Raw genomic sequence first — 13574 nt, 5'->3', positions numbered from 1 at the left:
ACACTTTAACTAATCCACCTACACCTCCAATTTTAATATTTTCACTTCATTAACAAACAGCCTAAAAAGTTTTAAATGCTCTTCATATTTATCAACCATAGCCTCGGGATGCCATTGTACTCCAACCACAAAGGGATAATCAATATGCTCTATTCCTTCAACCATTCCATCCTCTGCCCAAGCTGTCTTCTTCAACCCATCTCCAATTTTGTCAACTCCTTGATGATGAAAGCTATTAACCATAATCTTGTTTCTTCCAAAAGCTGTATATATTTTACTGTTTGTGTCAACATTGATAGAGTGACAATAACTAAACTTAGGTAGCATTGTTCCCCTATGTTCAATAGTGGTAAACTTGGTTTCCTTTAAGTCTTGATACAATGTACCCCCGAAAAATACATTGATAATTTGAAGTCCTCTACAAATACCCAATATTGGTTTGTTAAGTTCTAAAGCTTTTTTACAAAGCTTTAATTCAAATATATCCCTTTCAGGTACAACTGTACCTAGGCCTATTTTTACGTCTTGGCCATACTCTTCCGGATGTATATCTGAACCTCCGGTTAATAATATCCCATCCAATCTTTCAATGATTTCTGTTATATATTCATCATTATCTTCAAAAACCGGGATAGGTATAGGGATTCCTCCTGATTTTTCTATACATTTGATATTATCCATAGTGCACAGCAACATATCCTGCCCAATAAGACCCTGATCTCTATCCTTGCCTAATTCCCTATCTTTGATATAGTAACTGGTTATCCCAATTAAAGGCTTCAAATCCATCCCCTCCAATCTGTGTATGATAAATCCTAATGCAATATCTATACCATTCTTAAGACTTTTAATCGTATATTTTTACAACTAGTTATTTCTCGGTTATTGAGCTTCACTTGATACCGATAATCTCTGGTGTAATTTTTATCCTCAAAATAATTAATGGGTTAAATGGGTGTTTTATAACCCCAATTAACCCATTTGTTTCAATACTTTTAATGTCTTTCTACCGAATTCTGTTATCTTTGTACCGCCTCTCCCCTTTATTACTTCAACCATGGAGTAGCCATTTAAAGTGTGTAGAATCCTTCTAATCTCTTGCTCAGTTAGAAATAATCCCACTTCCGTTGCTTTTGCCTCTAAACTTCTCCTGCCTACATTTTCCTTTGAAATATAGCTTTTTTCAAGTTTTTCTAAAATAAATCGATAAATTTTAACATCTCGATTCATAGAATTTATAAATCTATTAATAATTATTATTTCTTCTTCCGGTATTTTTTGTAGTTCCTCCCTTGTATTAAAAAAATTAAAGGGAAGGTGCATGGGTTCTATTATTTTTTCTCCTAGATTTGAAATATACTCAATATAGTTTCTTAGTTCCCTAACATTACCCTTCCAATCATGTTCAAAGAACAGCTTATTCGTAGGAACTGATAGTTCAAAACTTGAACCAAACTCCGTCATAAATTCATTAATTAATATATCTAAATCCTCTTTTCTCTGGTTTAAGCTTGGTATCCTTAATGTTAAAACATTTAATCTATAATAAAGGTCTTGTCTAAAATTACCTTTCTCAACCAGCTTATCTAAGTCTCTATTTGTTGCGGTAATAATCCTAGTATCAACATTGATTATACTGTCTCCACCGATTCTCATAACTTCCTTCTCTTGTAATACCCTTAAAAGCCTCCCTTGCAAGCTTATAGGCATTTCACCTATTTCATCAAGAAACAATGTTCCCATATGGGCTAGCTCAAATAAACCTGGCTTACCCCCTTTTCTAGCTCCTGTAAAGGCACCCTCTTCATATCCAAACAGCTCACTTTCCAATAGACTTTCAGGTAATGCAGCACAGTTTATTGCTACAAACTGATAATCCTTTCTTAAAGAAGCATTATGTATCGCTTGAGCAAATAGCTCCTTACCTGTTCCACTTTCCCCAAGAATTAAGATAGAAGAATCGGATTTTGCCATTCGTTTAGCTATATCCTTTGTTTTATTAATTTCCACACTGTCCCCTAAGATATCCTTAAAGGTATACTTAGCTTTATGTCCCTTTCCGATCAACTGAGCCCTTAATTTATACTGTTTCTTTTCCAAATCACTAAACTTTCTAATTGTAGCAATTCCCCCATATAAGGTGTTAGAATTACATAGTGTATTAGAATCACAAATCGGCACCACTGTAGCCACAACATCTATATCTCGTATTTTAATCAATCGTTCCTTTATAGGATTAGATGTTTTTAAAACATCTCTAAAGGGTATTGTAGAAAATATCTCTTCACACCTTTTACCAATAATACTTTCCTTATTAACCCCAAACATCTTTGATGCACTTTCATTACAGGAATGTATTATCCCATCTGAATCTACAGCTATTATCCCTTCATCTAACATTTTCAGCAAGATATCGAATTGACTTTGAAGCCTGTTTGTTTTTCCCATTATTCTATTTAACCCTGTGCTTTCTGATATTACCTCTTTAAAATATTTATTCGTATTCTCATTATTTAATATATGTTCAAGCTTAAGTTTAACTCCTATATCTATTATGGTACTTACATCTAAAACCCTATCTCCTATATCAATAATAGTAGTTATTTTGTCTGGTACATATTTTGCTTCGCCAGGTGTAATCGCTATATCAATATCAGGTATGTTTTCTGTTCCAGGATAAAAAGGAGTCAGTTCAATATGCTTTCCTCCCAATTGATATATTGTAGCTATAGTATCAATTGCCATCTCTACACTAACGTTGACCAGAATTGCTTTGGTACCCTTTGGTAAGCTCATTATTTTTTGAAGTGCCTTCTTTGATATTGTTCTTTTAGCAACGACAATTTCTGGATTGCCCTTAAGATATCTTTTAATAGCGTCATAGGTATCAAAGGATGGAACCAATAATAAATCCGCTACAATATCTTCTTCTATTGTTCTATCCTCAAAACAATACCTATTAACATCTACATAGTCCCCAAATAAATCTTTAATTTGTTGATAATAAAATTCCCCAGAATTTCTATATAATGTTGCAACTGCAATCTTCTTCAAAGTATTCACCCCACAATTACACCTTATTCCTATCTCCCTTATTCTTTTATTCAACAAAGTATCTCACTTAACACCGTAAGGGCAAGCGGGGACGGTCCTTGCTTGCCAATCTAACCATTCAATATTCTACTTATCCTTGATTCACTTATGCCTCCAACAATTTGTCCTATTTCTTTTAGCGTTAGATTTGAATTTTTTCGTAGGTATCTTATCATTTCATTACGTATGTCCTTATTTAAAAGACATTCCTCCATCAAAAGATTTCTATCTGCTAGCATATATGTTACAGTTTCTCTTGCATCGTTAATGGAATCTATAAATACAGTGTTTTCTTTTACATGTTCATGATGATCTTCAATGTCTATTATCTCTACTGTATTCCCTATCTTATTGACATAATTTTGATATTCCTTGATCGCTTTGCTTCTTGTATTAGAAAAACCATCTAATATTTTATCTGTATCAATGAATCCCAATGTTCCATTCCGCATATAGTCTCCATAGCTGCTCCATCTATAGGCCTCCGGCTGTTGCACTATATTAACCTTCACAGGATTGTTATGAATATATTTGCTTACCTCTACTAAATATGTATCATCAGTAATTAATTCGCTTATGAACCGATTTTGAAAGAAGTGTCCATACCTTTTGTATTTTCGATTGAAATATAAGACATAGCTTACATTAATACTTTTCATGATTTTGGATATATCATTGCCGTTATCATTCATTAATAGATGTACATGGTTATCCATCAGGCAATAAGCATAGATTATAAAATTATATTTGTTCTTCATCTTAATCAAGGTTTCTATAAATCGGTTTTTATCATAATCAGATAAAAAAATTTCTTTTCTATCGTTCCCTCGCTGTATGATATGATAGGTCGAAAATTCTCCTTTTTCTCTTGCTTGTCTAGGCAATCTTCCCACCCCCATATCTCCAGTTTATTCCATACCTATACCTATGTCAATCTAGCAAGCAAGGACCGTCCCTTGTAATATGTAGTTAGAAGGATTATTCATTTTAAGATTTTAAAAGTCCGAACAATCATCAAAAAGGGTATATGCATTTTGAAGAATATAAATGTAACCGTCCCAGGGAAGAATTTTCTATACCCGACATTCAGACTATTATTCCATTTCAAAAGCATATACGTTTTGGCTGGTTGGGATCACTTATTCCCGTTTAACGCGCAAGGCTGTAATCTCTAGGGAATGGAATGGATAATCCTTCAAAACTATACTAAGGAGGAATTTCATATGAAAGGAGAATTTCCAGTAATAGGGGCTGATGTGGCAAAAGACTTTTGCTACTATGCTGCGCTTTCTCCAACAGGTGAAACTTATCTCAAACCATTTAAGGCTTTAAACACAGGAGAAGGACTAGCTTCAGTCATCAACCAAATAGAAAAAGTGGAGAAAGCCTTTAATAGGAAACCAGTAATCGTCTTAGAATCCACTGGTCACTATTCAAATCGCCTCGTCCACTTCTTCACACGCCATAACTTGAAGGTATATTTAATTAACCCTCTCCTATCTCATTCTATCAAAAATTCCACGGTTAGGAAAGTCAAAACAGATAAGGTAGACGCTGAGGAACTTGCAAAGATGTACTTCTTTATGAACTTAAAAGAACATCAAATGCAGGATGAGTACCTTGAGAACCTAAAGATATTAACCCGTACCCATTATCATCTTTCAGAGCAAAGAGTTAGTGTAATGAATCAGTTAAAAGCTGCTATCGAACAGGTTATGCCCGGATTTACAAAGGTTTTTAAAAGTATTTCCTGTAAAACATCCCTAGAATTATTAGTTCGTTATCCGTCTCCAACATCTTTTCTAGAAGGAACCAAAGATGATATTGTTCAAATCGTCAGAACTACCTCGAGAACATCTATGGCCTATGCTACGAAAAAATATGAACTCATTCTGAAGAGTGCACAGGAAGGGAAGGAGACTGGAATTCTATTAACTGCCTATGAACAAATCATCATTGTCTATGCAAATCATTTAAAGCATATTAATGAACAACTTGATTTGATAGATAAAAAGATAGAGGCTTTAGCAATCAACATACCTGCAATTCAGCTACTTCGTAGTATTCCTGGTATAGGTAAAAATCTAGCTCCTATCATAGCTGGAGAGATTGGAAGCATTGCAAGGTTTCAAAGTTCTAAGCAGCTTGTAGCCTATTGTGGCATTGACCCATCCGTTAAACAATCAGGTAACTTCATTGGGACAAAGAATAAATTTACAAAGGGAGGATCTAGATTTATTCGCAAGGCACTCTATATTGCAGCCACAGTAGCCATTAGACAAAACCCTAACGGGCAGTACGTCAACAAAGTTATTTATGACTACTATCACAAAAAGATACAGATCAAAGCTAAAAAACAAGCTTTAGGAGCAGTGATGAACAAACTCGTAAGGATCATATTTTCTGTACTTAAAAATGAGAATCCATTTGTCTTAATCACGCCTGAAGAGCAAGTGAAAATGCATCGGTCTAATGTGAAGATAGTAGCCTAGAGAAATGTATTAGCTAAACTGAATATTTTACTTTAGCTCTTTTAAAAAGTTCGGCAGAATAAAAGGGCTGATTCCTATGCCCCTTATCAGTAAATCGTTATTTTAAATTTACTCTTGACATCAGTTAGCTGGTCTACTTGCTTTCTGAACTACTCAACGATCTTGTGGTTGCATATAATAAACCCATAGGGTGAGACACATAATCTGAAATTTAAGTTATAATGATCTTATGAAAAAGAGAACTAATTATACACCAGAGTTTAAAGCTAAAGTTGTACTGGAAATCTTAGCAGAGACATCGACCATAAATGAACTAGCTGCTAAGCATGATATAAGTCCTTTCGTATTATCCCGCTGGAAAAAAGAATTCCTTGAGCGAGCTTCTGAAGTATTTAAGAAAGGGCCTTCAGAATCCGAAAAGGAGCTTGAAGAAAGCAAGGAACATGTAGCTGAACTGGAGAGAAAGGTTGGCCAGCTTACCTATGAGGTAGACTGGTTGAAAAAAAAATCTGAAGAACTCCTCGGACCCAACTGGAAGAAAAAATCTCGTTGATTTTAGTGATACTAACATCTCCATTAAGAGACAGGCTGAACTATTAAGTGTCAATCGTACAAGCCTATATCGTGATCCTCCAAAAGAAATAAGCATTTCAGAAGAGGACTTAAAAGTCATGCACAAAATTGATGAACTTCATACAGATCACCCCACATGGGGTTATAGGATGCTCACAAAAACCATCCGCCGTGAATTAAATGTGATCATCAATAAGAAGAAAGTCCGTAGGATGATGACGGATATGGGAGTTTATACAATCTACCCTAAGCCAAATCTTAGTAAGCGGTATCATGCCCAGTACAAGAGGCCGTACCTACTCAGAAACCTAAATATCAGTCGCCCTAACCAGGTTTGGGGCGTTGATATTACCTACATAAGAATGAACAAGGGCTTTATGTATCTATTCATTATTATTGATTGGTACAGCAGATGCATTGTAGACTATGAGTTATCCACCACCTTAGAGAAGACCTTTGTGATGGACTGCTTAAAAAGGGCATTATCCACAAGAAAACCAGAGATTATCAATAGTGACCAGGGAAGTCACTTTACCAATCCTGACTATATTGAACTTCTTGAATCCGTAGACGTAAAGATTTCAATGGATGGAAAAGGTCAAGCCCTGGACAATGTAAGAACCGAGCGCTTATTTAGAACCCTTAAGTACGATTTAATCTATATTCATGAATTTGAAACCCCGAAGGCCCTAAGACGGGCACTGGGTCAATACATCCATGAGTACAACACCTATAGACCCCATTCTTCCATAGGAGATTTATGCCCTATGGAAGTCTATAATGGAAAACTACCCGAAGTCGCCTAAATATCCAATAGAAAGGAGCATAACTTAAAAAAGTTCATTTCGTGTCTTGACATTGGGGGGCATTATAGCAAGAGGTGAAGGCACATACAAAAAACTGATTAAAACCTATCAAAAGGTAAATCTTTTGATTTTGGATGAGTGGCTCCTAAAACCCCTTAGTACAGACCAGGCCATGGATCTATTTGAAATCATCGAAGCCAGAACGAGACAAGGGTCCATGATTTTCTGTACTCAGTTTGATCCAAGGGGCTGGTATGAGCGTATTGGAGCTAGCGAGGATAGTACCGTGTCGGAAGCCATCATCGATCGTATCAAGCATAATGCTTATGAAATTCTCATTGACGGGAAAGAGTCAATGCGTGAGCGACATGGGCTAAAGCATCAAAGATCTAACAGCAGCATTTCTGATTAAATCTAGTCATTTCAAAGAATACAGGAGCCATCTACTTGGGTGGCCCTGTGTTCCGAAAAAGGCGGCTCAGTTTTAGCGTGAGGGCGGTTCACTTTTGACGACAAAGTGGTACTCTCTCATCGAAATATTCATTATCAAACAACCAAATAAATTGTATAATAAGTGATGAAGATATCTTCATGGGAATCTCTCCTTTGTGATTTGGTCGTCACTTTGAGATTCCCATTTTTTATGCTTTTTTGCAAATGTAATTTTTACCTTGGAATAACATGGGTTAGGTTAACGCCTATGAATTACAAATAAAATTTGCTGCATCTAGTAAATTGTCAAATATATGATCAGGATTGCAATCATTATCCATACATCCATAACCAGTTTTTACCCCTATTGTTGTTAATCCAATTCTTTTTCCACATTCTATATCCCTATAAGAATCACCAATAATAAACGAAGAATTTAAATCTATATTGAAGTCTTTTACAGCTTGAAGAATCATCCCAGGCTCAGGCTTTCTGCAAGAACATTTGATTTTATATTTCCTATTTTCTTCTTTGAACCCAATATCTGGGTGGTGAGGACAGTAATATATAGCATCTATCTTAGCATTCATTTTCCCTAATAAATATTCCATCTTATTATGTATTATTTGAAGCTCACCAATACTGCACATATTTTTTGCTATACCTGGTTGATTAGTCACTACAACAACTAAATATTCTGTATCATTAATCAATTTAATTGCTTCAACTACTAAAGGTAAAAGTTCAAAATCATCACTTCTACAAATAATATTCTTCTCAACATTAATTACTCCATCTCTATCTAGAAAAACAGCTTTCCTTTTATTTATCATATTCATTCTCTCAATTTTGCCTGATAAATAATCTTCTGTTACCTTTTGTAATCTATATGGAGTTCCTATATCCTTTATGTATTCAGCTGTTATGTAGCCAAACATTTTCAACTTGTCAAATATAAACGGGAATATATCTTTTCCAAAGTCTGATTTTTTTCCACTTTCAATATATTGTAAAATACTTGGTGAAAAAATATAAATTGCAGCATTTACAAGGTTTCTGTAATAATTATTCTTATTACGGTATTTGGGATAAAAGTTAATAATTCTATTATTACTATCAATTTCAACAAGATCACTATCATCGGGGTGATCATTAGGATGTAATACAAGCGTACATTCACTATTTTTTTCTGCATGAAACTTCTTTAAATTATCAAGATCAATATCAAAGATAACATCTCCATATATAACAAAAAAATCTTCTCTTAGTTGTTTTTCTATAGCCTTTATTCCACCTGTTGTACCTAAAGGTTCCTTCTCAATAAAATAAGATATATTAACCCCCAAGTTTGAACCGTCGCCAAAATAGTTCTCAATATAGGATGACATATATCCAGTGATAAGAACTATATCACAAATATCGTACTTTTTAAGTATATTAATTTGTATCTCTAATAGAGATTTACCACCAATTAACCTCATTGGTTTAGGGACATCTTTTGATCCAAGTCTAGTACCTTTACCACCAGCAAGTATTATTGCTTTCATAATATATTCCTCTACTAACCTATATAAAATTATTAAGCTAGAATTCGCCTAATTGTTTCACGTACAGCCCCTTCTGAATTTATATTTGGTAGCCAGTCACATTCTTGAATTTTTCTAATATCAAGCATTAATCTTGGTACATCTCCCTTCCAGCCATAATCGTCATCAGATGTCTCTATATGAGTAATATTTTTATACCCCATTTCTTCTATTGCTATTTCTGCAATTCTACGAGCTGAAATTGTATCTTTGTTGGCAATATTTAGTACACAACATTGTTTACTTCCATTTGATAAGTATGCTTTATGAATAGCCTTGACACAATCATCTATTAGTAAATAGCTTCTTTCTTGACAACCATTACCAAGAATTTTTAAACAACTGTAATCATTCTTTAGATTATTAACAAAATCAAATATAATTCCCCTACTCATTCTACCTCCTATTATATTTGATAATCTGCAAATTACTGAATTAATATTAAAAAGATAAGTATAAGCGCTAATTAATGCTTCACAACTTAACTTTGAAGCCCCAAATATTGAAACTGGGAGCAATGGACCATGCTCTTCGGAAATTATTATATTATTCTTAGTTTCACCATAAACAAGTTGGCTTGAAGTAAAAACAATGTTTTTTACTTTATTTTCCACCATGGCTTCAAGTAAATTTTTAGTAGCAATAAATCCATTATTGATTGTTAATTCTCTTGCTGACATACTTGCTTTAGTATCACTATAAGCAGCAAGATGAAATACAACGTCAGTACCTTTTATGCTATCTTTCAATTTTTCTTCATCATTTAAATCTCCATCGATTATTTGCAAATTATCATTCTTGATTGCTGATAGCTTGTTTTCAGCATTTGCGAAATTATCATATACTGTTATATTATAATTATTTAAACTAGTTAAATACTCAACAAAATGACTACCAATGAATCCATTTCCACCAGTCACAAAACATTTAATACTCATATACATTCCTCTTTCTTAATAATAAAATAATAAAAAATACGTTTTTTACATAGATATTCATTTATTCAATCGGATCCGATTTACTATTAAAATAATCTGCAATCTTATTAACTACCTTATTTGTAAACAACTTAACCCCTACGCTATAACTCCATGTAACTTCTATATTGAATTTGTTAAAGCCACCATTACAAACATCATCTAGAGATAAAAAAAGTAAAAACTCCGACTCATCTCTATCCTTTGCATTACTCCATGCACTTATTATTTGCTCTTTAGTAACATTTACTACTGCTGTAGAAAATAGCTCTGGATGACAATAAACTGGGTCATAGGCTAGTCCGATAAAATTAAAATACAGAAATTCATTTGCACCTAATTCTTCATTAACTTCCCTTAATGCTTCATTCATTAAATTAATGCTATTTTTTTCATCAAATTTTGGTTCTGCATACCCCCCACAGAAATATAATTTATTTGGGTTTTGCTCCATTTTTGCAGATCTTTTAGTAATAACTATATTTCTATCTGATGTAATTGGAATTATAGTCATACCAATAGGATTCGCTCTGATTCCTGTTAAACATCTTTCTTTAAAAACTGGATCCCTTGTTCCAATATAATGTGAATAATATGTTATCCCAGTATACAATTTCAAAATCTCATCTTCTTTATTCCAAGAACTAAGTCTTAAAAGTTTGCTATCATAATGCTTTGCTCTTTTTTTGCAATATTCAGACCAAATATCATTTATATATATTTTTGTTTTTTCATCATTCTCAACTAAAGCATTGTCAAATATGACATTTACTTTATTATTCTCCCATGGACCATATGCTAAAATATCATTATTATTCATAAAACACCTCACATTTTATTTTATATTTATAGAATTAATTTTTTGCTATTTTTTAGGCATAAATTATTTATATCATCAATAAAACATTCACATTTACCTTGTTCAATTAAGCCTCTAAGCCGTGGTGACAAAGAGCCTCCCTTTACTTTCGCAGTCACTTTTCCCAAATATCTTTGCGGTGTTTTTGAATAATAAACGTGTATTTCGTCATCATTAATCAACGGAATATTTTGGTAAAAAGGAAACTCTATGACCTTACTAATAGCATCGATCTTGTTATTGAATTCACTTATGCTTAATACCTTTCTTAAGGATAAAGAATACGGATTTACATCTGTAGCCATTGATATCATACGTGTTGTCCCACATAATCGTGCATTAATTTCAGTAACTAGTAAAGTCTTATCGTCACATAAGAACATTTCTACCTCTGCCCATCCAGTGCTTTTTACTGCTTCTACTGCAGCTACTGCAGTAGAAATTATCTGATTTAGTTGCTCTTCTCCCCAATCATATGGACAAATTCTTAATTTATTTAAAGCATGGTCTGATGTAATAGACGTATCCCCCTTGTAAACAGGAGGGTAGCAAAAGTGTTTATCATTGTGCGTAAATATATTAACACTAATCTCAATAGCGTTAATAAACTTCTCCACGATTATTGGATATTCAATACTGTCTAATTTATCTTTTTGAATCTGGTCAGGAACTATAACCAACTGCCCAATTCCAGACCAACTCTTTAATCTTTTGCAGATTATAGGCTGATCTGTAGCTTTTATTATTTTATATAATTCTTCTTCACAATTGCATAATACACTTTTAACTATTGGTACATTATTATAATTTAGTACTGCCTTTGTTAGCCATTTGTCATAACATATAATTGAACTTTCAGTTGATTGTCCAATAAATGGTATATTTATTGAATTACAATATTCTCTAAGATTGCTATCTAAAATAACAAGATCGTCATACCCAGAGGTAGAAAAACAGAAATCTATTTTTTCGTCTACCAATATTTTTTGTACTAATTGAAGATATTTGTACTGATCATGTTCAAATGTTACTTCTGGTATGTCAAATCCAACTAAAGGTTGAGAGCATTCAACTATTCTTAATTCAATATTTAACTCTTCAAATGCTGCTTTAATCATATCCAATCTATCAATTTTTGTAATAAGCCCTTTCAAAATTCCCACCTCCGTATGTAGTTAGCTTTCACATTCCAGCATAAATTGTTCTTCAACCCACATAAGTCTATTAAGTACTTCTCTAGAAGATTTGCCAATTACAACAAATTCTGCTATAGAATCACTACTATATTTGGCATTAGAAAGTACCTGACCAACTTTTACATTAATTTTTTTAAATGGTATCCACGGTTTATCAAACTCTCTAGTGTCAGAAACCTTTTTTATAACCCCTTTTTTAGGAAGTAGAATTATATATCCACTCAAATAACCAGTATTTTTTACTTTAGATAATTGCTGTCCCAATTCTAAGCATATAGCCGCTTTATGTAAATTAATAGTATACGCTTGTTCGTATGCAGGAATAATAGTTGCTCCTCCGGGCCTAGCTGCAATTTCACAAAATGTTATTGTGCCAAATTTATCTATAAACAGTTCTAAATGAGAAACTCCATTTCTAAATCCTAGCGCCTTTATAACGTCTTTATTAAAGGATCTTATGTTTTTATCTAATAAATCATCATCTAACATAAACCCGCCGCCAAATCTATTTGATTCATAATCCATAATTGAATTAATATACTTCATAAAAGAACAAAACATAACTTTTCCATCTTGGACCACAGTATCACAATGATAAAGCTCTCCTTCTATAAACTCTTCAATTTCATAACTCATTATATCTTCGGATATAATTGGCAATATAGTTTGAAGATCTTCCATGCTCTCAATTACAAACGTATTCTCAGATCCCATTCCCTGTCTAGGTTTTATAATTACTTTATTATATTTACTTATAAAATCAACAATATCTTCAACCTGCTTTATCTCTACATAATCTGGAACCTTAATATTAGCTTTTTTTAAAATACTTTTCATTGTACATTTATCTCTGAAAGGATAAATATCATTGTACGTCATACCTGAAATATTACAATATTCCCTAATTAGTCCAGCAGTCAATAAGTTTCTTTCTGATAAAGCAAGCACTTTATCTAATTTATATTTGTTGTGTAATTCCTTTGCAATTTCAATCACTCTTTCATCATTATTTAAGTCTAATGAGATTAATTCTACATAATCATTCACTGGGATTGATTTTGCATGTATTTTTTTTGTCAAAATAAAAACATTATACTTACTATAATCTATTACTGGTTTGTCATTATCATAATAATTACTGAAATCTATTCTATTAAGTATTAAAATATTTTTTTTCATAGACTATAACACCTCCCTCTATAAATTAAGTTTTTCTTTAAAATACTCACTCATTCTTAGAATTTCTTTATCTTTTAAAAGAAGTCCCTTGGATATTTATTTAATATATTCAAATTTCTGGTATTTAGGTTTGACTTTTCATAAGGCTACGCCTAGCTTAGCTAAATATGATCGCCAATGGATCTCCACAATAGCTCATGGTGATTACCCTCCCATGTCTCGCAGGATCAAATCGTCCCTAAATTCCTTCGTTCTATCTATCCATGAGGTGGAGGCTGGAAATGCTCCTTTACAGGATCAATGTCCTTATGGAATATATACCTACCAGCTGCTCCGAGCTTCTTTTATCAAGGTTCAAAGTTCTAAGACATTTCAATACTG

At 33.0% G+C, this 13574-nt stretch carries 12 protein-coding genes; 4 read left to right on the top strand and 8 right to left on the bottom strand.

Annotated features, from left to right (window positions below):
* Nucleotides 1–18: 18 nt before the first annotated feature.
* The 3 genes from Gferi_RS13985 to Gferi_RS13975 form a co-directional block, all read right to left on the bottom strand.
* A complete protein-coding gene (locus tag Gferi_RS13985; protein ID WP_169833001.1) occupies nt 19–783 on the bottom strand; it encodes a gamma-glutamyl-gamma-aminobutyrate hydrolase family protein in 765 nt (254 codons plus the stop codon).
* 189 nt (nt 784–972) lie between these two features.
* A complete protein-coding gene (locus Gferi_RS13980) occupies nt 973–3063 on the bottom strand; it encodes a sigma-54 interaction domain-containing protein (protein WP_236932765.1) in 2091 nt (696 codons plus the stop codon).
* A gap of 101 nt (nt 3064–3164) precedes the next feature.
* Nucleotides 3165–3977 (bottom strand): transposase, encoded by an 813-nt coding sequence (locus tag Gferi_RS13975; protein ID WP_069977480.1) that lies wholly within the window; start codon nt 3975–3977, stop codon nt 3165–3167.
* 339 nt (nt 3978–4316) lie between these two features.
* On the opposite strand from Gferi_RS13975, the gene Gferi_RS13970 reads away from it, so the two are divergent.
* The 4 genes from Gferi_RS13970 (at nt 4317) to Gferi_RS13955 (ending at nt 7376) form a co-directional block, all read left to right on the top strand.
* Complete coding sequence (locus Gferi_RS13970) at nt 4317–5585, top strand: IS110 family RNA-guided transposase (RefSeq protein WP_069975005.1); 1269 nt, start codon at nt 4317–4319, stop codon at nt 5583–5585.
* A 229-nt stretch (nt 5586–5814) separates the two neighbouring features.
* Entirely contained in the window at nt 5815–6138 is a 324-nt protein-coding gene (locus tag Gferi_RS29180; protein WP_069977478.1) for a transposase, read from the top strand.
* Entirely contained in the window at nt 6095–6964 is an 870-nt protein-coding gene (locus Gferi_RS13960) for an IS3 family transposase (RefSeq protein WP_330389695.1), read from the top strand. The genes Gferi_RS29180 and Gferi_RS13960 overlap by 44 nt, the downstream gene beginning before the upstream one ends.
* A gap of 52 nt (nt 6965–7016) precedes the next feature.
* Entirely contained in the window at nt 7017–7376 is a 360-nt protein-coding gene (locus Gferi_RS13955) for an ATP-binding protein (protein WP_069977471.1), read from the top strand.
* Between the two features lie 286 nt (nt 7377–7662).
* On the opposite strand, the gene Gferi_RS13950 is transcribed toward Gferi_RS13955, so the two are convergent.
* From Gferi_RS13950 to Gferi_RS13930, 5 genes are all read right to left on the bottom strand, one after another.
* Nucleotides 7663–8943: an HAD-IIIA family hydrolase gene (locus tag Gferi_RS13950; RefSeq protein ID WP_069977468.1), complete on the bottom strand. Its 1281-nt coding sequence runs from the start codon at nt 8941–8943 to the stop codon at nt 7663–7665.
* A 32-nt stretch (nt 8944–8975) separates the two neighbouring features.
* Nucleotides 8976–9920 (bottom strand): NAD-dependent epimerase/dehydratase family protein, encoded by a 945-nt coding sequence (locus Gferi_RS13945; RefSeq protein WP_169833000.1) that lies wholly within the window; start codon nt 9918–9920, stop codon nt 8976–8978.
* 61 nt (nt 9921–9981) lie between these two features.
* Nucleotides 9982–10779, bottom strand: coding sequence for an NUDIX hydrolase (locus Gferi_RS13940; RefSeq protein ID WP_069977464.1), 798 nt, complete (start codon nt 10777–10779; stop codon nt 9982–9984).
* 26 nt (nt 10780–10805) lie between these two features.
* Nucleotides 10806–11972, bottom strand: coding sequence for an ATP-grasp domain-containing protein (locus Gferi_RS13935; protein ID WP_069977462.1), 1167 nt, complete (start codon nt 11970–11972; stop codon nt 10806–10808).
* A 21-nt stretch (nt 11973–11993) separates the two neighbouring features.
* Nucleotides 11994–13193, bottom strand: a complete 1200-nt coding sequence (locus Gferi_RS13930; RefSeq protein ID WP_069977458.1) for an ATP-grasp domain-containing protein — start codon at nt 13191–13193, stop codon at nt 11994–11996.
* Nucleotides 13194–13574 lie beyond the last annotated feature (381 nt).

The organism is Geosporobacter ferrireducens, from assembly GCF_001750685.1.
Lineage (GTDB): Bacteria > Bacillota > Clostridia > Peptostreptococcales > Thermotaleaceae > Geosporobacter > Geosporobacter ferrireducens.
Note: the sequence above shows the minus strand (reverse complement) of the source record. Positions and strands in the feature narration are given on the sequence as shown.